Source organism: Rothia sp. CCM 9419, from assembly GCF_048512815.1.
GTDB lineage: Bacteria > Actinomycetota > Actinomycetes > Actinomycetales > Micrococcaceae > Rothia.
The window spans coordinates 308378-329898 of sequence record NZ_JBLXXY010000001.1; the positions used below are offsets into that span (position 1 = coordinate 308378).

18 protein-coding genes, 1 tRNA gene and 1 pseudogene are annotated in these 21521 nt (G+C 47.9%); 12 read left to right on the forward strand and 8 right to left on the reverse strand.

Annotated features, from left to right (window positions below):
- Positions 1-188 precede the first annotated feature (188 nt).
- The 8 genes from ACN08W_RS01520 (at position 189) to ACN08W_RS01555 (ending at position 8947) form a co-directional block, all read left to right on the forward strand.
- On the forward strand, positions 189-413 hold the full coding sequence (locus ACN08W_RS01520; RefSeq protein WP_419108615.1) for a hypothetical protein: 225 nt from the start codon (positions 189-191) through the stop codon (positions 411-413).
- A 60-nt stretch (positions 414-473) separates the two neighbouring features.
- Positions 474-546, forward strand: a tRNA-Arg gene (locus ACN08W_RS01525).
- 155 nt (positions 547-701) lie between these two features.
- Positions 702-3284: a DNA helicase PcrA gene (gene pcrA / locus ACN08W_RS01530; RefSeq protein WP_419108616.1), complete on the forward strand. Its 2583-nt coding sequence runs from the start codon at positions 702-704 to the stop codon at positions 3282-3284.
- A 114-nt stretch (positions 3285-3398) separates the two neighbouring features.
- On the forward strand, positions 3399-4016 hold the full coding sequence (locus ACN08W_RS01535; RefSeq protein WP_419101007.1) for a hypothetical protein: 618 nt from the start codon (positions 3399-3401) through the stop codon (positions 4014-4016).
- Between the two features lie 203 nt (positions 4017-4219).
- Positions 4220-5404 (forward strand): ADP-forming succinate--CoA ligase subunit beta, encoded by a 1185-nt coding sequence (gene sucC, locus ACN08W_RS01540; protein ID WP_419108617.1) that lies wholly within the window; start codon positions 4220-4222, stop codon positions 5402-5404.
- A 14-nt stretch (positions 5405-5418) separates the two neighbouring features.
- Positions 5419-6336 carry a succinate--CoA ligase subunit alpha gene (gene sucD, locus ACN08W_RS01545; RefSeq protein ID WP_419108618.1) on the forward strand — a complete coding sequence of 306 codons (918 nt, stop codon included), beginning with the start codon at positions 5419-5421 and terminating at the stop codon, positions 6334-6336.
- A 291-nt stretch (positions 6337-6627) separates the two neighbouring features.
- Entirely contained in the window at positions 6628-7887 is a 1260-nt protein-coding gene (locus tag ACN08W_RS01550) for a dicarboxylate/amino acid:cation symporter (RefSeq protein ID WP_419102680.1), read from the forward strand.
- 127 nt (positions 7888-8014) lie between these two features.
- Positions 8015-8947, forward strand: coding sequence for a DUF389 domain-containing protein (locus tag ACN08W_RS01555; protein ID WP_419108619.1), 933 nt, complete (start codon positions 8015-8017; stop codon positions 8945-8947).
- A gap of 30 nt (positions 8948-8977) precedes the next feature.
- On the opposite strand, the gene ACN08W_RS01560 is transcribed toward ACN08W_RS01555, so the two are convergent.
- The 3 genes from ACN08W_RS01560 to ACN08W_RS01570 form a co-directional block, all read right to left on the reverse strand.
- Positions 8978-10081: a VIT1/CCC1 transporter family protein gene (locus ACN08W_RS01560; protein WP_419108620.1), complete on the reverse strand. Its 1104-nt coding sequence runs from the start codon at positions 10079-10081 to the stop codon at positions 8978-8980.
- 96 nt (positions 10082-10177) lie between these two features.
- Positions 10178-10681, reverse strand: coding sequence for a Dps family protein (locus tag ACN08W_RS01565; protein WP_419101001.1), 504 nt, complete (start codon positions 10679-10681; stop codon positions 10178-10180).
- Between the two features lie 114 nt (positions 10682-10795).
- Positions 10796-11461 carry an HAD family hydrolase gene (locus ACN08W_RS01570; protein WP_419106613.1) on the reverse strand — a complete coding sequence of 222 codons (666 nt, stop codon included), beginning with the start codon at positions 11459-11461 and terminating at the stop codon, positions 10796-10798.
- 85 nt (positions 11462-11546) lie between these two features.
- Between ACN08W_RS01570 and ACN08W_RS01575 the strand changes: the two genes are divergently transcribed.
- From ACN08W_RS01575 to ACN08W_RS01590, 4 genes and pseudogenes are all read left to right on the forward strand, one after another.
- Positions 11547-12113, forward strand: coding sequence for a hypothetical protein (locus ACN08W_RS01575; protein ID WP_419108621.1), 567 nt, complete (start codon positions 11547-11549; stop codon positions 12111-12113).
- A gap of 153 nt (positions 12114-12266) precedes the next feature.
- A pseudogene (gene clpB / locus ACN08W_RS01580) lies at positions 12267-14807 on the forward strand (ATP-dependent chaperone ClpB); the annotation flags it as partial.
- Between the two features lie 223 nt (positions 14808-15030).
- A complete protein-coding gene (locus tag ACN08W_RS01585) occupies positions 15031-15966 on the forward strand; it encodes a Sir2 family NAD-dependent protein deacetylase (RefSeq protein WP_419108658.1) in 936 nt (311 codons plus the stop codon).
- Between the two features lie 270 nt (positions 15967-16236).
- Positions 16237-16446: a DUF3073 domain-containing protein gene (locus ACN08W_RS01590; RefSeq protein WP_419100997.1), complete on the forward strand. Its 210-nt coding sequence runs from the start codon at positions 16237-16239 to the stop codon at positions 16444-16446.
- A gap of 177 nt (positions 16447-16623) precedes the next feature.
- Here ACN08W_RS01590 and purM read toward each other — a convergent pair whose 3' ends face one another.
- The 5 genes from purM to ACN08W_RS01615 form a co-directional block, all read right to left on the reverse strand.
- The gene (gene purM / locus ACN08W_RS01595) at positions 16624-17766 is read right to left on the reverse strand and encodes a phosphoribosylformylglycinamidine cyclo-ligase (protein ID WP_419108622.1); all 1143 of its coding nucleotides are present in this window, start codon (positions 17764-17766) and stop codon (positions 16624-16626) included.
- Positions 17756-19483: an amidophosphoribosyltransferase gene (purF, locus tag ACN08W_RS01600; protein WP_419102829.1), complete on the reverse strand. Its 1728-nt coding sequence runs from the start codon at positions 19481-19483 to the stop codon at positions 17756-17758. Before purF ends, purM begins: the two co-directional genes overlap by 11 nt.
- 150 nt (positions 19484-19633) lie before the next feature.
- A complete protein-coding gene (locus tag ACN08W_RS01605) occupies positions 19634-19948 on the reverse strand; it encodes a hypothetical protein (RefSeq protein WP_419102672.1) in 315 nt (104 codons plus the stop codon).
- Positions 19949-20050: 102 nt separating this feature from the next.
- Positions 20051-20443: a sterol carrier family protein gene (locus tag ACN08W_RS01610; protein WP_419108623.1), complete on the reverse strand. Its 393-nt coding sequence runs from the start codon at positions 20441-20443 to the stop codon at positions 20051-20053.
- Positions 20444-20452: 9 nt separating this feature from the next.
- Positions 20453-21451 carry an asparaginase gene (locus tag ACN08W_RS01615; RefSeq protein WP_419108624.1) on the reverse strand — a complete coding sequence of 333 codons (999 nt, stop codon included), beginning with the start codon at positions 21449-21451 and terminating at the stop codon, positions 20453-20455.
- Positions 21452-21521: the final 70 nt, after the last annotated feature.

Sequence of the window (21521 nt, forward strand, 5' to 3'; positions counted from 1 at the left end):
AGTGAGGGGAACAGTTATAATGTTCCCCTCCTACATGAATATTATGAGTTCACCTCTGGTCATCTACTGGGTGAACAATTCATAACTTTTCCTGATCTAGGAAATCTCACCGAATATTTTATTCGGGTGATGCGACCCTCGTACGACCAGCAGGGGTCGCATTTCTATATCCACGCTAAGATAGGACTATGTCTACTCAGTTTGAAAGCCCCAGCAACGGTTCTGACCAAGAATTTACCTACATGGCAGTTGGAATGATTGCCGGAGGAGTCCCCGGTGTTCTCATTGGTCTACTCATGGCAATGAGCCTTGGCAACGCCGCCATGTGGGTTTCTATCACCGGCGGTATCGGCATCGTCATCGGCCTAGTCGTCGCTCAGATGATTTTCCGTAAGAAGAAAAAGAACCTGTAGTTCACCTAAGAATTTGTTGGTATAGTGTGTCCCTTAGCAGGAATAATTAAATAAAGTTTGGCCCTCGTAGCTCAGGGGATAGAGCACCGCTCTCCTAAAGCGGGTGTCGATGGTTCGAATCCATTCGAGGGCACAAAGAAACTTCTCTACGGATGAAGTATTGGCACACCATGTGCGTGAATGAGTTCAGCTCAAGGCGGTTTATTGAATCTTTAACGGATATTCGCAACATCATAAGAATCTACCTATTTTCATCGAACACGTGTACGAGATAGACTTGTTCACACGATGGAATACTTATTTGATGATGAGAGCCTAACTCCTGGCACGAAGAAACACACCAAAAAACATGCTGCTCCAGCTCCGCACCTAGAGGAGCCTGCCATCTTTACATACGAAGAACCCATCTTCGACGAGCCCCTCTGGGAACCGACTGAAGAACCTACTCCTAACCTTGACGTACCTCAAGATATTGCAGAGTTAGATTTCCTGCCACCGTCCTACCAAAGTGGTGGATACGGTGTTGAAACCTCTCATCGTAAACCTGCCCCAGAGAATCACCGAGCCCATCATCTTCTAGAAGGTCTTAACAAACAACAACATGAAGCTGTTATCCATCAAGGGAAACCGCTTCTGATTGTTGCCGGTGCTGGCTCAGGAAAAACTCGTGTCTTGACTCATCGCATTGCCTACTTGCTGGCAACGGGCCGAGCCTATGAAAGTGAAATTCTTGCGATCACCTTCACCAACAAAGCCGCCGCCGAAATGCGTGAGAGAATTATCGAACTTGTCGGAGAATCTGCGCGCCGTATGTGGATTTCTACGTTCCACAGCTTCTGTGTGAGAGTCTTACGTAAAGAAGCATCCCACCTAGATATGAAGACGACGTTCTCTATCTATGATTCTGCAGACTCGCTGAGACTCATCACCACTTTAGCTAAAAACTATGCAATAGATACTCAAAAAATAGCGCCTAAAGCGATTGCCTCACGGATTAGTCAACTAAAAAATGAGCTCATCACAGCTTATGATTTTCAAACGACGATGAACCCCGCGAACCCCTTTGACCGGGCAGTTTCACAAGTCTATAACGGGTACACACAGCGACTCCAAGCAGCTCACGCCCTAGACTTCGACGACCTCATCTCAAAGACCGTGCATCTTCTACGAACAGTTCCAGAAGTCGCTCAATACTATCGAACACGTTTCAAACATATTTTGGTGGACGAGTACCAAGATACTAACCACGCACAATACGCTCTCGTACGAGAACTCGTCGGCAAAAACGAAGCAGAACTCACCGTCGTCGGTGACTCTGACCAGTCCATCTACGCGTTTCGTGGAGCCGATATTCGCAATATTATCGATTTCGAACAAGACTATCCCTCCGCTCGAACCATCATGCTTGAACAGAACTACCGTTCAACACAGAATATCCTCTCGGCAGCTAACGCCGTTATCGAAAAAAATAAAGACCGACGCCCCAAAAAACTTTGGACAGCCTCTGGAGAAGGCGAAAAAATTGTTGGATATGTTGCCGAAAATGAGCATGGTGAAGGGCGATATATTGCAGCTGAGATTGACCGTCTTTACGAATCACACGGGATACGCCCCGGAGACGTCGCAATTTTCTACCGAACCAATGCGCAATCTCGTATCTTAGAAGAAGCCCTGATGAGAGAAGGCCTGCCCTATCGAGTCGTTGGCGGTACACGCTTCTACGAACGCAAAGAAATTAAAGACGTTCTAAGCTACCTAAGAATTATGGTCAACGCTGATGACGACGTGAACACTCGCCGTATTCTCAACGTCCCTAAACGTGGTATCGGCGCAAAGAGTGAAGGCCTCGTGGCTGATTATGCACTTCGTCAAGGGTGCTCCTTCATGCAAGCTCTCACCCAATGCTCAGAAATATCAGGACTCGGTGCAGCTGCACAGAAAAAAATTGCCTCTTTTGTACAACTCATCCAAGACCTCTCAACGCTTGTTCAATCCTCCTCTCCAGCAAACTGCTTAGAAGCTGTACTAGAACAAAGCGGATACTTACAATCACTACGAGAATCCCAAGACATCCAAGACGAATCTCGTGTTGAGAACCTCTCCTCATTGGTTGAAGCAGTCCAAGACTTCGAACACGATAACCCCGAGGCATCTCTGGCGGATTTCCTCGAACACGTTGCTCTCGTAGCAGATGCTGACCAAATACCGGCCGCCCCAGAAAACACAGACGAACAGGCCGCAAGTGCCCAAAAAATTGCTGAAGAAGTAGCACAAGCACGCGCGCAAGGAGTCATTACGTTGATGACTTTGCACACTGCTAAAGGCCTAGAATTTCCGGTGGTGTTCTTGACTGGAATGGAATACGGAATCTTTCCACACCAGCGGGCGATGACCGATGAAGGAGAAATGAGCGAAGAACGCCGACTAGCGTACGTCGGTCTGACACGAGCGCGACAGAAACTGTATATTACACGCGCGCAGAGTCGTTCGCTTTGGGGTCAAAGTCAGATGAACCCTCCCTCTCCTTTTATTGAAGAGATTCCTGAAGACCTTATTGAATGGGCTCGAAAAGGCTTCAACGCCGTGTCTACCACCTCCTCTCACCCTCGCACGGAAGCTCTTGGAACAGGGCTTCACAAGAGCTCGGGTGCGGGGCTTCGTGAAGCGGCTCGTCGCGTCAACGTCTCTCGTGTTCAGCCGCGTAAAGAAATACCTCAACTAACCGTTGGGGAAGAGGTTTTGCACCAAAGTTTTGGTCAAGGAAAAGTTGTTGCCTTAGAAGGAAGCGGAGATAAAACCGTTGCAAAGGTGCGTTTTGGTTCAGAAGAAAAACGCCTCCTCTTGCGCTATGCGCCGTTAAAGAAACTTTAGGTAATTTATTAGCTGTGTGCATAATCTTCGGTGCGATTGTTGGTTTGACGATACGCCGTGAAGAATACCGATAAAATAGGGGTGAGTTTTCACCGTCATTGTGGAGGATTACTGATGCCTGAACGAGATACTGTGCCTTCTGTTGCTTCTGAATTCACCGAAGCAATGAATGCTGTAAGCGATACGAGCGTGCAGGTTCGAGAAATTTCGTCGTTAACATTGGTACGTATTCAAGTTGCACCAGACTCTGTTGCTGCGGCACGCATGTCTCAGGTGCTTGGCATCGACTTTCCTCGTCATCGCGGTGAAGTTACGGGGGATTCTCAAGCACGAGAGATCCTGTATGGTACGCGTCAAATTGTGGCAGCTCTGTGGGTTCATGAGGATACTTTCCTCATCGCTACTCACGTAGACCCCATAAAATTGGGGCGTGCCCTAGATCGTGCCCTCGGCTCAGAACCGGGGCTTGTCCTCGACGTATCTGCCAATAGAACTGTTATTGAGCTATCTGGTGAAGAAGCTCCTGAAGTGCTTGCCCGCTGTGTCACTTTTGAAGATGACGCTACACCAGAACTATTTGATATTGGGATGGGGTGGCGTTGTAACGTGGGCGAAGCTGAACTCATGTTGTGGCGTATCGACCGTTTTGAATATCTAATGGTTCCACGTTCTTCTACAACAGCACCATTCTTAGTGACGTTACTTGACACTATTGAAAAAGTTAAGAATTGATTATCTACTAGTCAAAGCCAAGGTTTTAAGAAGAAAATAGGGGTTCTTGTCGCATAGACCTGCATCTATTCCTCCTTTGAGCTAAAGTGTCTTGAAGAAGATATTGTGCTCTACCTCTCTTTAGTGGGGTAGAAACAATATCCAAGAAGAAAGAACGCTGGCATGCATCACTGCCAGCACTACTTCAACGAAGAAGGAATCTAGTGGATCTGTTTGAATACCAGGCACGCGACATGTTTGAAAAGCACGGAGTGCCCGTGCTTGAAGGCATCGTCGCGACAACACCTGAAGAAGCAAAAGCAGCAGCCGAAAAGATTGGCGGAGTAACCGTCGTCAAAGCACAGGTAAAAGTTGGTGGACGCGGCAAAGCCGGTGGCGTCAAAGTCGCAAAAACCCCAGAAGAAGCATACACTCACGCCCAAAACATCCTCGGGATGGATATTAAAGGTCACCGCGTTGAACGCGTCATGATTGCGCAAGGGGCACAAATCGCAGAAGAATACTATTTCTCTCTTCTCCTTGACCGCGCCAATAGAACATACCTCGCGATGTGCTCCGTTGAAGGCGGTATGGAAATTGAGCAGCTAGCGAAAGAACGCCCCGAGGCGCTTGCTAAAGTTGAGGTCAACCCCACAACTGGTCTCGACCTAGACACCGCACACAACATTGTTAAAACTGCTGGATTCTCCCAAGAGCTACAAACCCCTGTCGCAGAAGTGCTGACGCAACTTGGCGCTGTCTTTGAAAAAGAAGATGCAACTCTCGTTGAAGTAAACCCGCTGGTAAGAACCGAAGACGGAAAAATTCTAGCTCTCGACGGAAAAGTTTCTCTCGACGATAACGCAGAGTTCCGCCAACCAGAACACCAAGGGTTAGTCGACAAAACCGCAGAAAATCCCCTTGAAGCAGAAGCTAAAAAACACGACCTCAACTACGTTAAACTCGACGGCGAAGTCGGCGTTATCGGTAATGGTGCTGGTCTTGTGATGTCGACTTTGGACGTAGTGGCATATGCTGGCGAACAATACGGAAATGTCAAACCTGCAAACTTCTTAGACATCGGTGGCGGTGCATCAGCTGAAGTAATGGCAGCTGGACTAGATATCATTCTCGGTGATGAACAAGTTTCATCTGTCTTCGTCAACGTCTTTGGCGGTATCACCTCTTGTGACGCTGTGGCTGAGGGTATTGTACGTGCTTTGGAAATTCTTGGCGATTCTGCGACTAAGCCTTTAGTCGTACGTCTTGATGGAAATAACGTTGAAGCAGGACGACGTATCCTCGCAGAAGCTAATCACCCTCTTGTGTATCAAGAAGAAACCATGGACTCCGGCGCAGCTCGTGCCGCAGAACTTGCCTACGCATCATCTCAAACACAGAACTCTTAGAAGGTACATAAGACATGTCTATCTTTTTGAACAAAGACTCAAAAGTCATCGTTCAGGGTATCACCGGCGCTGAAGGGTCGAAACATACCGCTCGTATGCTTGCTGCTGGTACTCATATTGTCGGTGGCGTTAACGCCCGCAAAGCAGGAAGCACCGTTTCGCATCAGAACGCACAGGGCGAAAATATTGAACTAACAGTATTTGGCACTGTTGCTGAAGCTATGGAAAAAACGGGCGCAGACGTATCCGTAATTTTTGTTCCTCCAGCTTTTTCTAAAGACGCAGTCATTGAAGCTATTGACGCAAAAATGCCGTTAGTTGTGGTTATTACTGAAGGTATTCCGGTGCAGGATGCTGCAGAATTCTGGGCACATGCGAAGAACTCTGTTGATGAAAACGGCAAGATGGTGACTCGAATCATTGGACCAAACTGCCCCGGTATTATCACCCCTGAAGAATCTTTGGTGGGTATTACTCCCGCAAACATCACCGGAAAAGGAAAAATCGGTCTTGTATCAAAGTCCGGTACTTTGACATACCAGATGATGTTTGAGCTACGTGACATTGGGTTCACAACCTGTATCGGTATTGGCGGTGACCCCATCATCGGTACAACACATATCGATGCGTTAGAAGCCTTTGAAACTGACCCTGAGACTGAAGCAATCGTGATGATTGGTGAAATTGGCGGTGACGCTGAAGAACGCGCTGCAGAGTTCATCAAAGAACACGTCACAAAACCTGTCGTAGGTTATGTTGCAGGTTTCACCGCTCCAGAAGGTAAAACAATGGGCCATGCTGGAGCTATTGTCTCTGGTTCTTCTGGAACAGCGCAAGCTAAGAAAGAAGCTCTTGAAGCCGCGGGCGTCAAAGTGGGTAAAACCCCGTCTGAGGCTGCTGAGCTGATGCGTGAGATTTTTGCTCAGTCATAAAAATGGTAAGAGTCTTAGGGGAAGTAGAAATATCCCTATAGAATTTCACTTCCCGTCTTGAACCAAAACCCCTAGCGTATATTCATCGATAAGGTGCGTGTGCTCTAGGGGTTTTGTGATGTGGAGGAATTGTGGGGAGGGATGAAGATTACGGAGATTTTACGCGGTGTACCCCATAATCTTCGTTAGTTGAACCACAGAACTGGTGAATATGCAGTGTGTTGTCTGGAAGCTGTACGAACTAGTGGGAAGATTTTGGAGACAATACTCGTCTTAAACTGAATGAAGCTTATGTCTCTGCTCAAAAAATATGGAATCTTACCTTGGGTTATTCTTGCAATAGTCTTTGGTCTGATTTTTGGCCAATTACTTCCTGAAGAAATTTCTCGGATTTTTTATACGTATAACGATATTTTTTCTCAATTTTTATCGTTCTCTATTCCTCTGATTATTATTGGACTTGTTGTTCCTGCTATCGGTGATTTGGGTCGAGGCGCAGGAAAATGGCTAGGTTTAACCGCTGCCTTGGCATATTCTTCTACTTTGTTTGCCGGTTTCTTGACGGTTGTTGTTGCTTTGCTGGCGTACCCCAAACTTATCGACACCTCCACCTTTAACAACGTTACTGCTACTGAAGAAACGCTATCTGCGGCTTCTGGTTACTTCACTATTCAGATGCCTCCACCGTTTGGCGTCATGACGGCTCTCATCCTTGCGTTTGTTATTGGTATCGGGCTTTCTATTGTTCCTCGTGGAGTGTTGCGCCGTGGTTTTCTAGAATTTAGAGAAATTATTAACGCTCTGATTATGCGCGTTATTATTCCACTTTTGCCATTACACATTTTTGGTATTTTCTTGAACTTGAGTGCTTCTGGAGAAGCTGCTCAAGTCATCTCAACCTTGGCAGTTGTTGTTGTGCTGGTACTTCTTCTTGAAGTTGTTATTTTAGGTACCCAATACGGTATTGCCGGAGCTATTTCTGGTAAAAACCCTTTGACCGCTGTATGGACAATGAAAGACGCGTATTTGACAGCGCTAGGTACGTCTTCTTCTGCGGCGACGATTCCGGTGACGCTTCGTCAGACGCTTAAAAACGGTGTTCGTCATCCTATTGCAAACTTCGTTATTCCTTTATGCGCTACAATTCACCTCGCTGGTTCTACTTCAAAGATTACAGCTTTTGCTATTGCTATTGCTTTCACTCAGCATATTGATGTGACTACGGGCCAGTGGATTGGTTTTGTGTGCATGCTCGGTATTGTGATGGTTGCAGCGCCGGGTGTGCCCGGTGGCGCTATTATGGCAGCTGTTGGCATTTTGCAGTCTATGCTTGGTTTCAACGATCAACAGGTTGCTTTGATGATTGCAACGTATATTGCTCTTGATTCTTTTGGAACAGCAACTAACGTGACTGGTGATGGTGCTATTGCGTTGATCATGAACCGTATTCTTGGTTCAAAGCTTGATGAGCGTGAATCCCGTGTTGCCCCTAACCAAGAATATGTTCCGTTTGATCCAGACGCATATATTGAGGAAGTCAAACACGACTAGTTCTTTTGTGAACATTATTGTGCGATAGTGTGAAACGCCCTTGTGCTTACCATATATTTTATATAGTGGGCACAGGGGCGTTGCGCTATCCGCAGAGAGATGCCTTCACGAAAAGTAGGTGGAATATATGGGAATAATGCAATTACGTGTTGATGTTTCTCCCCGTATGAGTACAGAAGTCTTTCGGCGGCTTCATGCGATTGCTGAGGTATCTCAGCTGAGGGTTCGTTCTGGAGCGGTTCAAGATGATGCTCAAGATGTGATTGAATGGTGTATTTCAGAAGATGCCTTGGAGAACTGTCTAGAATTGCTTTCTGAATATTCGGATGTGAGTATTCAAGAGATTCGCCCTGTTGGCATTCAGGACTCTTCGATGCTGACTCGGCATGAACGGAATACTTTAATGTGGGCTAATCAGCTCGCACAAGCCCAGAATTCAAGTTTTTTCAGCCTCACCTATGGGGTATTTATTGTTGTTGCTGTGATTCTTGCTGCGATTGCTGTTTTGACAGATTCTGCTATTTTGGTGGTGGGTGCGATGGTTGTTGGCCCTGACTTTGCTCCGGTAGCTGCTTTGTGTACAGGGGTCGCTTTTAAGGAACGTTCTTTAATCGTGCGGAGTTTGTGCACTTTATGGGGTGGATATTTACTAGCAACTGTAGTGGTTACGTTGTTAGCGTGTATTGCTCTTTATCTGGGGCTTTTTACACCATTGGATGTGTTAGGGGCACGGCCTCAGACCGGCTTTATTTGGCGTCCTAATATTTGGTCTTTTTTGGTTGCGGTTCTTGCTGGTGCAGTGGGTGTTTGGGCTTTAGACACCCACCAATCTAGTGCGCTTATTGGTGTCTTTATTTCGGTGACGACGATTCCAGCGGTGGGGAATCTTGCCTTAGGAATTGCTATTGGTTCTTCCGAAGAGATGGTGGGCTCTGCTGCTCAACTGGTAATTAATGTTTTAGGAATGTGTGTTGCTGGAATTGTGATGCTTTTGATTCAGCGAGCATTGTGGAGAGCTAATGTGCAGTCGCTCAAAGACTCTGGAGCGCTTAGCTCATAAGGTGGGTATCGTTTTGGTGGGGGGGGGTGATTAGGCGACTCCGGTGCCAAATAGTAGGCCTAATATGTAGGTGATGGTTGCAGCAGATAGTCCGATGGCGATTTGTCGTAGTCCTCTTTTGAGGGGGGAAGCGCCTGAGAGTAGTCCGACAATTCCTCCCGTAATACCTAAGGCTGTGGACACGAGAAGTAACGATAGGAAGACTGCGAATGTTCCGGATGCTCCGAAGACGTAGGGGAGTATGGGGATGAGCGCGCCAGAGGCGAAGAATGAGAAGGATGCTGCTGCCGCTCCGATATCTGTGCCGAGGGCTGTGGTGTGTGATTCTGTTGATGGGGTATTGCTGTTTTCTTGGTAGGACAATGATGGGTCACAGTCGCAAGAGAATTGTCCGAAGCGTTCTTGTGCTCGGTGCGTTGCGGCTTCTTCGCTCATTCCTCGTGCTTTATAGATGAGTTTGAGTTCATTTTGGTTGATATCGAGTTGGTCTGCGACGCTGAGGGTGATTTGGGTGGGGTTTGAGGCGTCGAGTAATTCTCGTTGAGATCTGACGGAGACGAATTCTCCTGCTGCCATGGATAGGGCTCCGGCTAGTAGTCCTGCAATGCCGGAGAGGAGAATAAATTCTGAGCTGGCTCCACTGGCTCCAATTCCCATGATGAGGGCGACATTAGAGACGAGTCCGTCGTTAGCTCCAAAGACAGCTGCACGAAAATTACCTGATAGTTTTTCACGTCCGGCGGTAGATAATGCTCGGACTATTTCTTCATGTACAGCTTCATCTGCTGCCATGGCTTCGGTTGCGTGGGGGTCGTGGGCGTAGGGGGAGCGTTGTTCTGCACGTTGAGCTAGTGCGAGGACGAAGACGGTTCCGCAGTGTTTTGCTAAGAACTCGAGGATACGCGCACTAATAGAGGGGCGTGGTGTGGGTTCTGCATGTGCGCCTAGGAGCTGTCTCCAATGGTTTTGGTGACGTTGTTCTGCGGTGGCGACTTCATGGAGGATTTCAGCTTCGGTGCCTTGTGATCGTTGTGCTAAGGACGCGTAGATTTTTGCTTCAGATATTTCTTCAGCGAGGTATCGTCTCCAGCGTTTGATCTCTTGGGGTGTTGGTTCGTGCTGTTCTTGCTCCATGGTTTTTACCTTATAACGAGAGACCGGCTGTACACCATAAGTTTTTATGGTGTACAGCCGGTTGTTAGGTTTCTCTCTAGAGAGGTGCTTTAGACCTTAGACGAGGTTGCCTTCGCCGTCTTCGAGGTGTGCTCGTACGAACCACTGGAATTTTTCGAGTTCTGCGGTCTGAGAGATGAGCAAATCTTCGGTGACGGGGTCGATGTCTGCGACCTTTGCGATGGCTACACGGTGGTCTTCAATGATGCGGGTGTATACCTCGTTGAGTGCGCGGAGGTGATCAAGTGCCTTAGCGCGGCCGAGGGGGTATTCTTCCCAGGTGCGCTGTTCGGTGAGGTCTCCGGCTAGTCCGTTAGGTGCTACTCCGAGAGTTGCCATGCGTTCTGCAATGTCATCTGCGTAGGTGCGTACGAGGGATACCTGTGGGTCAATCATTTCGTGAACGCCGATGAAAGATGGTCCGACAACGTTCCAGTGAGCGTGTTTGAGTACGAGTTGGAGGTCGTTCATTGCGTGGAGGCGCATCTGGAGGAGTTCTCCGACCTGATGTCCTGAGTTTTCGGTGATTCCTGGTACGGTAAATGATGCAGTGTTTGCCATTGTTGTTGCCTTCCTGTGTATTTGTGATGTTCTGTGAAGTGTTGGATAAATGTGGGATTTCCAACGCTTCGTTATTACGAATATATCAAGAATAGAAGGTTCTTGCAAGCCTTATTATGAATTACTCAAAATAAGGATGTCCTTAAGAGATAGGTTAGTATGGCTAACCTTAGTCGTCCCTTTGGTTTCAATAACATCTATCTCACCTGGGACAATAATAACTTTCATGCCTGCAGATAGTGCACTTTGAACACCTGAAGGAGAGTCTTCCACTGCCACGCAACGCTGAGGATTAACGCCGAGTTGCTTTGCGGCCTGTAGATAAGGCTCAGGGTGTGGCTTTGGGTTGGTAACTTGTTGATCACCAATAATTACTGAAAAAGTTTCGGGGGATAAGCTGGCGGTATGCTCTGCTACTTGAGTGATGGCATTGGTGACAATGCCAACGGGAATGTTCGCCTTGCGAAGTTCTTGAAGAACCTCTGGTATTCCAGGAATTAAAGAAATGGCATGAGTCTCTAAAATTGTTTCAGCCTGCTTCTGAAGCTCTGCTTTCATCTCTTGAAGCTCTAGAGGTACGCCGTTTTCTTGTAATCGAATCAAAGAAGCGTCAATAGATTTTCCTAAGCAATCGGCGGTATCTTGTGCTGTCCAAAAAGCGTGATGTTCTTGTGCTATTGCTTGTTTGGCTTGTTCCCAGATGGGTTCGGTGTCTACAAGCGTCCCATCGTGGTCAAAGAAAACAGCTTCGGGTGGTGTTAGATATTGTGTATCGCTCATACGTTTACTCTATCGGAGGTTGCCTTGAAGTGTGTTGCACCATGAGTTGTTCGTCTTTGAGGGCTGTGTGTTTTAACATGGAATAGTGACTACAACACCCTCCAATGAGAATACTTTGATAAGGCATCAGAGCGTTTTTGGGCGTCTCGTATATAGGCTCTCTGCGCCTGGTGCTTTCTTGAGCGCCTTATGGGTTAGCTTTGGGAGAATCCTTTTTGGTGCGCAAGGCGAACTGACGTGGATTTTTGCTATAAGTATTACCCCTAGTCTTTTGGTTATTCTGCTGTGCGGGTGTTATTGGGGTTATCGTGACGCTTGTAGGTATTCAAATGGGCGTTCCTTGCCTGTGTCTTTAGCTTATATGCATTGCCTTACGTGGTTTTGGGCTTTTACCTTTGGGGTGTTGTGTCCTGACCGGCGTGATGGGAAAACAATCTCTGCGCTCTCTCAAATATTTGGCGAACACTACGTTGGATTGGCTGCTGGTTTTGGTAACACTGCTGGAATCCTGACTTTTGTGAGTGCCTTCGCAGTCTTTTTTCTTGCGCTGAATTATTGCCGGCGTTCTGCGAAACTGAGTGCGGGTATTACCGAAGAAGATGAAGAGCGGATGGCTCGCGAGTCTAGCGACTATGAGTTTCTTGAATCATAGTCTTTTGTATCTGTAAATATTTTTAAAACGTTTTTTCTGGGAAGTATTGCATAAACTAAGTTGAGCGTTGTAGACTCAAGTTAGTTGAACTGGGTATCGTTAACGGGGTGCTCGGACAACATAAAACAGCACACGACACAGAAAGGACACTATATGAACATGCAATTAACAAGCGCATCAGAAGAACTGCTCAACCAAGCAAATAGCTACGCTCAAACTCTCAAAAACCCATCAATAGAGCCAGAGCATCTACTAAAAGCGATGCTAGATACTCGCCAGAGCCTCGCCGCAGCAACACTTAAAGTTGCAGGGGTAAACCTCGACGAACTATCTGAAAAAGTCTCCGCACAGATTAAAACTCTTCCCGCAACTTCTGGAGCAACAGTTGCAAAACCCCAAATAAGCCAAGACGTTCTCCACGCACTAGAAAATGCCCAAACGCAAGCGCAAAAACTTGGAGATAGCTATATCTCTACAGAAATCATCTTGCTAGGAATCGCTCAGGGACAAAACGCCGCAGCCACACTCCTAAAAAATAACGGAGCTACAGCACAAACCATTGAAGGAATCATCCCCAACATACGAGGAGGTAAAAAAGTGGATACTCCAAACCCCGAAGGAACTTTTCAAGCTCTTGAAAAGTACGGAACAGACCTCACAGCCATAGCACGAAGCGGAAAACTCGACCCCGTCATCGGCCGCGACAGCGAAATACGACGAGTCGTACAAGTACTCTCACGACGCACTAAAAATAACCCCGTACTCATCGGCGAACCTGGCGTCGGAAAAACCGCAGTTGTTGAAGGACTTGCACAACGCATGGTCTCAGGAGACGTCCCCGAATCTTTACGCGGAAAGACACTCATCTCCCTCGATCTAGGATCCATGGTCGCAGGAGCAAAATATCGTGGAGAATTTGAAGAACGACTCAAAGCAGTTCTTGACGAAATCAAAAACTCCCAAGGCCAAATCATCACTTTCATCGACGAAATACATACTGTCGTCGGCGCCGGAGCATCTGAAGGGTCCATGGACGCCGGAAACATGCTCAAACCTATGCTTGCTCGCGGAGAACTTCGACTCATCGGTGCAACCACCCTAGACGAGTACCGCCAGAACATCGAAAAAGACGCTGCCTTAGAACGCCGATTCCAGCAAGTATACGTAGGCGAACCCAGTGTCGAAGACACCATCGGTATCTTGCGCGGACTCAAAGAACGCTACGAAGCACACCACAAAGTAGCCATCGCAGACTCCGCACTCGTTGCCGCCGCAAACCTCTCGCAACGCTATATCCCATCACGCCAATTACCAGATAAGGCCATCGACCTCATCGACGAAGCCGCATCACGGTTACGTATGGAAATTGACTCAGCTCCAGAAGAGATTGACGCTTTACGCAGAGCCGTAGACCGTATGACCATGGAAGAACTTGCCCTCGCCAAAGAAAAAGACGAGGCCTCCAAAGAACGCCTCGAAGCGCTACGAGCTGATATGGCAGATAAGCAAGAAGAACTCCGCGAACTCAATATGCGCTGGGAAGCAGAGAAAGCCGGTCTGAACCGCGTCGGAGACATCAAAAATAGCATCGACGAGCTACGCTCCCGTGCCGAAGTCGCCCAACGTGAAGGAAACTTGGCCGAAGCATCACGCCTTCTTTACGGGGAAATTCCTGCCCTCGAAAAAGAACTAACTGATGCTCAACAAGCAGAAGACCGAGTCCGCGAAGAATCTATGATTTCAGAAGAAGTCACAGCAGAAGACATCGCCGAAGTCATCAGCGCATGGACAGGTATCCCCGCAGGGAAAATGCTCCAAGGCGAAAGCGAAAAACTACTCAACATGGAAAGCGAACTCGGCAAGCGCCTCATCGGACAACACCAAGCCGTTCAAGCTGTTGCTGACGCGGTACGCCGTTCACGTGCTGGTATTAGCGACCCTGACCGCCCCATCGGCTCGTTCCTTTTCTTAGGCCCAACCGGTGTAGGCAAAACAGAGCTCGCCAAATCACTTGCACAATTCCAATTTGACGACGAACGCGCGCTGATTCGCATCGACATGTCTGAATACGCTGAAAAGCATGCTGTATCACGACTAGTAGGAGCTCCTCCCGGATACGTCGGATACGAAGAAGGCGGACAACTCACCGAAGCAGTACGCCGTCGCCCGTACTCTGTTGTACTCCTCGACGAGGTAGAGAAAGCCCATCCAGAAGTGTTCGACATCCTCCTTCAAGTTCTCGACGATGGACGTCTAACAGACGGACAAGGCCGCACCGTGGACTTCCGAAACGTTATCCTCATCTTGACCTCAAACTTGGGATCTCAATTCTTAATTGACTCAACGCAAAGTCAAGAAGACCGAAGCAAAGCTGTCATGAACGTCGTCAACGCTTCTTTCAAACCTGAGTTCCTCAACCGGTTGGATAACATCATCATGTTCGACCCACTGAGTGAAGAAGACCTCGGAAAGATCGTGCTACTACAAATACAATCAATGGCACACCGCCTAGAAGATAAGCGTATCAGCCTCGACGTGAGCGAAAACGCCATCCAATGGTTAGGCACCAACGGATACGACCCCGCCTACGGCGCCCGACCACTTCGCCGCCTCGTTCAAACAGAGCTCGGAAACCGCTTAGCTCAGGGCATACTTGCCGGCGATATCCACGAAGGAGACACCGTCCATGTGGATGTTACCGACCAAGAGCCAAAGACTCTGCACCTAGAATCCATCCGATAAAAACCCTTTAGGTGCCCCTTTCGATGATGTTGCCACCCCGCACGGGGTGGCAACACGTCGTTAAAACCCCACGACAAGAAGAACGAGAACACTCTCACGGCAACGAATACTACCCTGCACCAGAGCCATCCTCGATAATAAGAGAGTGAACTTTGAATCCTCCTCCCGCTCTTCGATGTACAGTTCCAACATTGAGCTCACCAACCACCCCGAAATTGCTCGCGCACATCAATCAGCACTACGCTCCATCGCACGTATCGTTGAAAACGAAATTCCCGCCCACGACACTCAATACGCCCGTGAAGGAATTGAGCATCTATTACATGAAGGACAAGTCCTCGTTCTCACCGGAGCCGGTGTTTCCACAGCCTCAGGAATCCCCGACTACCGCGGAGAAAGCGGCTCTTTGAAAAACCACCGCCCGATGACATACCAAGAATTCCGCTACGATGACGAAGCACGTCAACGATACTGGGCTCGCTCCTACGTAGGCTGGCGCAGAATGCGACGAGCTGAACCTAACGCAGCACACTACTTACTCACAAAACTTGAAGAGCGCTCGCAACTGGCAGGTATTATCACTCAAAACGTTGATGGATTACACCGGCGTGCAGGATCACGGAACGTTCTCGCTCTTCACGGCGACTTAGAGTATGTCGTATGCCTTATCTGCCACAAACGTGAACATCGTGCCGAGTTAGACCTCCGCATTGAGGAGAAAAATTACGGGTACCTAGAACGTCTCGAAGATCAGAACCTCCAAGTGAACCCTGACGGCGATGTGTCACTGAGCGATGAACTTATTTCTGACTTTCAGATGGTTGGCTGTGTGAACTGCCAACAGACTTTCCTCAAACCTGATGTTGTATATTTTGGTGAGAACGTGCCTGCCCAACGAAAAGCACAAGCTTGGCAGATGTACCGTGATTGCCGTTCTGTACTTGTTGTAGGCAGTTCCCTAGCGGTGATGAGCGGATATAAATTTGCTCTTGAAGCTCATAAAGACCAGAAGCCTTTAGGAATTATTAATGGTGGGCCGACACGTGCCGATCGCAAAGCAACGTATATGTGGCGTAGTGATGTGGCTGCTGCTCTCGCTCAACTGATGTGACCGTGAAGAAACCCCATTGTGGTACAGAAGAATCGTAACGATATGTAATCTGGAAAACATTTTTTGAGATTCTCTAGAGAGAAATGGTGTCCTTTCACGGTTTTAAGAGTAAATATCGTCACTAATTTCCTCTCAAAGGGATACGAATTAAGCACAGCTAATAAAAAACATGTACCCTTAAGCAGGAAAGACTGTAAGAGGATTCCGGGGCTACCTGTGTGCTCACACACTTGGCCCACCGGACACGATGGATAAAGAGGGGGTCACGCCATGGGGCGCGGCCGTCAAAAGGCTAAAGCAACACGGCAGGCTCGGGAGATGAAATACTACAGCCCCGAGACCGATTACTCTGCGCTCGAACGCGAGCTCAGTGGTGCCAAAAATAACTCATCCAGAAAGTCATCCGGTCATCAATATGATGAGGACGACTACTCAGAATACCTCGACAAGTATTCTGACGATTATGTTGATGAAGACTAATCTTCTCGATTAGTCATTTTGAGACAATAAAAAAGTAGTGTGCCCCTCGGGGTACACTACTTTTTTATACGCAAACGCACCTAAAACATCTTGGTGAATGGTACTACTCAGCTACACAATAAAGCTCTTCTCCCCTTATAAGACGAGAAGAAGAGCTTTACTCTTCACCCTGTTGAGCTAAAGATACGTCTTCGACAAAAGAGCAGCGCCACCATCGACACCCTTAGCTCCTTGAACATAATCCTCGCATGATGAGTAAGAGCCGTCATCCTTACGAACCTCACCTAAAATCCAAGAACTTATGCCTTGTTCTGAGGCAGAAAAAACAACCTCATCAGCAACCTGAGATGAAACAACCGCAACCATGCCCACACCCATATTGAGGGTTCTTTCCATATCTGCCAGAGGAACCGAACCAAGACGTTCAACCAAACGGAAAATTGCGGGAACCTCCCACGTAGAACGATCGACTAGCCCAATCAATCCTTGCGGTAATACGCGTGCCAGATTAGCGGCTAAACCGCCACCTGTTACATGAGAAAAAGCGCGAATACCCTGACCCGTACGACCGTCTTCACCATTGACAGGGAACTTCTCTAAGAGCTCTAAACATGCTGCGGTGTAGATACGCGTCGGTTCGAGCAATTCTTCGCCGAGAGTCCGCCCCAACTCTGGAATATGGCTCTCTAGGGTGAACTTAGAATGTTCTACCACTTTACGTACTAGAGAATAACCATTCGAATGAATTCCCGAAGACGCCATGGCGATAAGAACATCTCCATCCTGAACACGGTCTGGGCCAAGTAATTCATCTGACTCAACAATGCCTGTAGCGGCTCCTGCCACATCGTATTCATGTTCGCCTAACAGACCAGGATGCTCAGCTGTTTCACCACCTACAAGGGCGGTTTTTGCCAGAGCACACCCTTCAGCAATGCCGCGAACAATATCTGCAATACGCTCAGGAACAACCTTACCCGTTGCAATATAATCAGTCATGAACAGAGGTTTAGCTCCGGTGACAACAATATCGTCGACCACCATACCCACAAGATCATGGCCAATCGTATGGTGAATATCTAAAGCCTGAGCAATAGCAACTTTTGTGCCAACACCATCTGTTGAGGTTGCAAGATACGGTGTGCGATAGTCTTTCAACACGCTGAGGTCGAAAAGACCTGCAAAACCACCGACACCCCCTACCACTGCAGAACTATGAGTAGCTTTAACCGCGTCTTTCATCAGTTCAACAGCACGGTCGCCAGCTTCAACATCTACACCAGCAGAAGCATACGTTATCTGTGAAGAATCAGTGGTCATGGGGGTCTTCCTTTGTCGTTTGTGGATAAATCGTATCTTCGGGCAAGATAAGAGACTCTAATTCCGAATCTGGACCAGGCTCACAGCGTGACGCACACCCACCCACCACGGGCCCTGCTGCTGTAGACGCTGAGCCTTGGCGAGTATGAATGGAATATGCCTGAGCCCGTTCAGGCTTTTGAGGTACCGGACGTTCTGCCGTCACCTCGGCAATAGAACTGGATAATGGTCCGCTAGCACCTGCAACGGTGTCTTGGGCGTCAAAGAGATTTTTTCCAATACGTTCTGGAATTTCAATAGGGTACTTACCCGTAAAACAAGCCGTGCATAGATTTTTACGTTGCTGTTGAGTTGCTGCAATCATGCCATCTTCTGAGATATACCCTAAAGAATCAGCACCCAAAGATTTTCCAATTTCTTCAACGCTCATCGTATTAGCAACGAGCTCAGCACGAGAAGCAAAATCAATACCGTAGAAACAAGGCCATTTGACGGGAGGAGAAGAAATACGGACATGAACCTCTGCCGCACCAGCTTCTTTGAGCATACGTACCAGTGCACGCTGAGTATTACCTCGCACAATAGAATCATCAACAACGATGAGTCGTTTACCCTCAACCACCGAACGTAGCGGATTGAGTTTAAGCCGAATACCTAACTGGCGAATAGTCTGTGACGGCTGGATAAAGGTACGCCCAACATAAGCATTTTTGACCAAACCATTACCAAAAGGAATACCTGATTCTTCAGCATAACCAATCGCTGCGGGAACTCCCGACTCCGGTGTAGGCATCACTAAATCTGCTTCAACACGATGCTCACGTGCTAACTGCCGACCCATCTCGACCCGTGACTCATATACTGAACGAGCATTAATCGTGGTATCTGGCCTCGCTAGATAGACATACTCAAAAACACAACCAGCAGGCTCTGCAGGGGCAAATTGTTCTGATTGAACGCCCTGTTCTGTGATGGTCAGAAACTCTCCAGGGGAAACTTCGCGAACAAAAGCTGCACCGACAATGTCTAGTGCAGCTGTTTCTGAAGCGACGACCCAACCGTCATGATGAAGTTTTCCTAGAACAAGAGGACGCACACCCTGCGGGTCACGAGCCACATAAAGGGTGTTCTCGTCCATAAAGACAAGGCAGAATGCGCCCTTAAGCGTGGGTAATAATTCTAATGCGGCTTCTTTGAGAGAAGGGTGCTGATGTTTCGCAAGAAGAGCTGTGACGAGAGCTGTATCTGTAGTATTTCCTTGTGCTAATTCGCCACGTTCGGGTGTCTCACCACTATTTTTTTCTAAAACTCTGTCGTAGAGTTCGGCAGAGTTCGTGATATTTCCGTTGTGTGCTAAAGCAAGAGTACCGTGTGGCGTTGCACCAAGAGTAGGTTGTGCATTGGCCCAATGTGAAGCGCCAGTCGTGGAATAACGACAATGGCCAATAGCCATATGCCCTCGCATAGAGTTGAGGGTGTGCTCATCAAAGACTTGGGATACCAGCCCCATATCTTTATAGACGTTAATTCGTTTTCCATCGCTAGTAGCAATACCAGCAGATTCTTGGCCTCTATGTTGTAGCGCATATAAGCCGTAGTAGGTGAGTTTTGCTACGTCTTCTCCTGGAGCCCAGACGCCAAAGACTCCGCATTCATCTTTAGGGCCGTGGTCAATAGGGTCGAGATCGTGGGTCAGTTTACCGTCGGGACGAACCAATGTTGCCATCTTTTCGAAGGTCGGGGCCGAACAAAATAGTGACCTAACCATCTAAGGTGTGTGACGTGCACCAAAGAAGCTAAGACGGTATTAGTTTAGCCTATAGACATCCACTTTCTAGAAAAAATTGAGTATATGTTCGTTTAAGAACTACTCTTCATCGGTTGCAACAGCACGAACAACCTCGGCACGACGAGCCGTAAACCTATCAATCATAAGAGCAATCGTCAAAAAAATAGCAGTACAAACGCCCATAGAACACACGGCAAGAACACCAAAAACAGAAGACCGCGTGTGCTCATCACTACCACCAACAAAAAACGTTAATACGGCGGCAACCATCAAACCAACCACAACACCAGTGACTCCAAAAGCAATCAAAGAAGGCGCACGACGCACCTGAACAAGACGCTCCTGCGGGCGTTGAGAAGAAGAACCTTGAGAATGTGGGGTAGAAGTACTCATCAAACCTATTCTATTCTGGCACGATACAAAAACAGAAAATATGACCCTATTACTCTAAGAGGAAAACCCCAAGAACCTCGTCAAAGTCCAAGAAACAAAACCTTAAACTCCCTGAAACAACGGCAAAACATTCTGCAAATTAGCACGTACACCGGAAGCATTCAGCTGAGTCTTACTCTCTTCCCAGCCCCGAACACCGCAGGCTAAAGCACACCAAAGATAAGGACTCATCTCAATAACATTAGGCGGAGTCCCACGAGTATGACGAGGACCCTCAATACATTGCGTCACACCAAAAGGTGGAACCCTCACCTCGACAGAATTACCCGGCACTCTGTGCGCTAATTCCTCTAACAAAAAACGAACTGCCCCAGCCCTCACACTACGCGGTAGCTGGTCAAAAGTGCTCTCCGGTGCTGAAGATTCAAAAACCCGAAAAATATCAGAGATATACGCTGTTCCCTGTTCTAAAGAAATCTTACGACGGGCGCTCATCTGCTACGGCTAAACCTCCTGCTGTAACGCTGCACCCGGTTCAACAGCTCCAACAACAGTATCAGCGCCCATAATAGGCGAAGTGCACTGCTCTATACCCTGCGCTCGCTGCTGAGCAGTAATGAGTCCAGCTTGTTCTAGAATACTCAACGCAATAACAACTAAAGCACGGTGTGAACCGTCAAGAATCTTAATGCATAGCGATGAACCATCGCGTAAACCAATAGCTAAAACCCCTTCTGCTCCACCTTTGACAACGGCATCTAAAAGGCCGGACAATCGAGTATAAGGAGTATCTACGCCCTGAAGATACTCAGGGTAATCCACCATGGCGGTAGCTACTGTGGCAACACGAGCATCAGCATGAATATTTTCGATGCCTGACCCGAGCAAAGAATATCCTCGAGCAAGGGCCCGTAAAGATAGCGCAGGTAACGGCGCCCCACAACCGTCAACACCTACCATAGAGATATCCTCTTGGGTGCATTGACGAATAGTTTCGATAACACGCTGTTGTAGCGGATGTTCTGGATCAAGATAACGATCAACATCCCACCCATTTTTAACACACGCCCATAAAAAGGCACTATGTTTTCCTGAACAGTTAAACGCTAAACGCTGAGCCCCTTTACCAGCCTGAATGAGAGCGTTCAAACTTGGCTGATCTGAAGGAAGTACTGAAGGGCATTGGAGTGCACTATCATCAAGCTCTGCTTCGCTGAGGATAGACTGGGCAACCTTCATATGCTCAAAAGAACCCGTATGGGACCCCGAGGCAAGAGCAATCTGAGCTCCTTGCAACTCAGCACCAGCATTCATCGACGCAATCGTTTGAAACGGTTTGAGCGCAGAGCGCGGAAAAATTGGGGTATCAATATCACCATAAGAAATACGGGGAGAGCCATCTGCGTTGAGCAAAACAGCAGAACCTAAATGACGGGATTCAACGAACCCGCTACGGCGAACGACTGCAAGTTCTACGGCGTCTTGAGCATGAAATGTCTGCATACCCTCCAGTATTGCATAATTCGTAGACTCAATGACGATCAGCTAACACCCGAGGAGACTGCCGCTAAAA

Bases quoted from the DNA above. Each gene is read 5' to 3' on its own strand.
- ACN08W_RS01520 (WP_419108615.1), top strand. From the start codon at position 189: ATGTCTACTCAGTTTGAAAGCCCCAGCAACGGTTCTGACCAAGAATTT.
- pcrA (WP_419108616.1), top strand. From the start codon at position 702: ATGGAATACTTATTTGATGATGAGAGCCTAACTCCTGGCACGAAGAAA.
- ACN08W_RS01535 (WP_419101007.1), top strand. From the start codon at position 3,399: ATGCCTGAACGAGATACTGTGCCTTCTGTTGCTTCTGAATTCACCGAA.
- sucD (WP_419108618.1), top strand. From the start codon at position 5,419: ATGTCTATCTTTTTGAACAAAGACTCAAAAGTCATCGTTCAGGGTATC.
- ACN08W_RS01550 (WP_419102680.1), top strand. From the start codon at position 6,628: ATGTCTCTGCTCAAAAAATATGGAATCTTACCTTGGGTTATTCTTGCA.
- ACN08W_RS01555 (WP_419108619.1), top strand. From the start codon at position 8,015: ATGGGAATAATGCAATTACGTGTTGATGTTTCTCCCCGTATGAGTACA.
- ACN08W_RS01560 (WP_419108620.1), bottom strand. From the start codon at position 10,081: ATGGAGCAAGAACAGCACGAACCAACACCCCAAGAGATCAAACGCTGG.
- ACN08W_RS01565 (WP_419101001.1), bottom strand. From the start codon at position 10,681: ATGGCAAACACTGCATCATTTACCGTACCAGGAATCACCGAAAACTCA.
- ACN08W_RS01570 (WP_419106613.1), bottom strand. From the start codon at position 11,461: ATGAGCGATACACAATATCTAACACCACCCGAAGCTGTTTTCTTTGAC.
- ACN08W_RS01585 (WP_419108658.1), top strand. From the start codon at position 15,031: ATGTACAGTTCCAACATTGAGCTCACCAACCACCCCGAAATTGCTCGC.
- ACN08W_RS01590 (WP_419100997.1), top strand. From the start codon at position 16,237: ATGGGGCGCGGCCGTCAAAAGGCTAAAGCAACACGGCAGGCTCGGGAG.
- purM (WP_419108622.1), bottom strand. From the start codon at position 17,766: ATGACCACTGATTCTTCACAGATAACGTATGCTTCTGCTGGTGTAGAT.
- ACN08W_RS01605 (WP_419102672.1), bottom strand. From the start codon at position 19,948: ATGAGTACTTCTACCCCACATTCTCAAGGTTCTTCTTCTCAACGCCCG.
- ACN08W_RS01610 (WP_419108623.1), bottom strand. From the start codon at position 20,443: ATGAGCGCCCGTCGTAAGATTTCTTTAGAACAGGGAACAGCGTATATC.
- ACN08W_RS01615 (WP_419108624.1), bottom strand. From the start codon at position 21,451: ATGCAGACATTTCATGCTCAAGACGCCGTAGAACTTGCAGTCGTTCGC.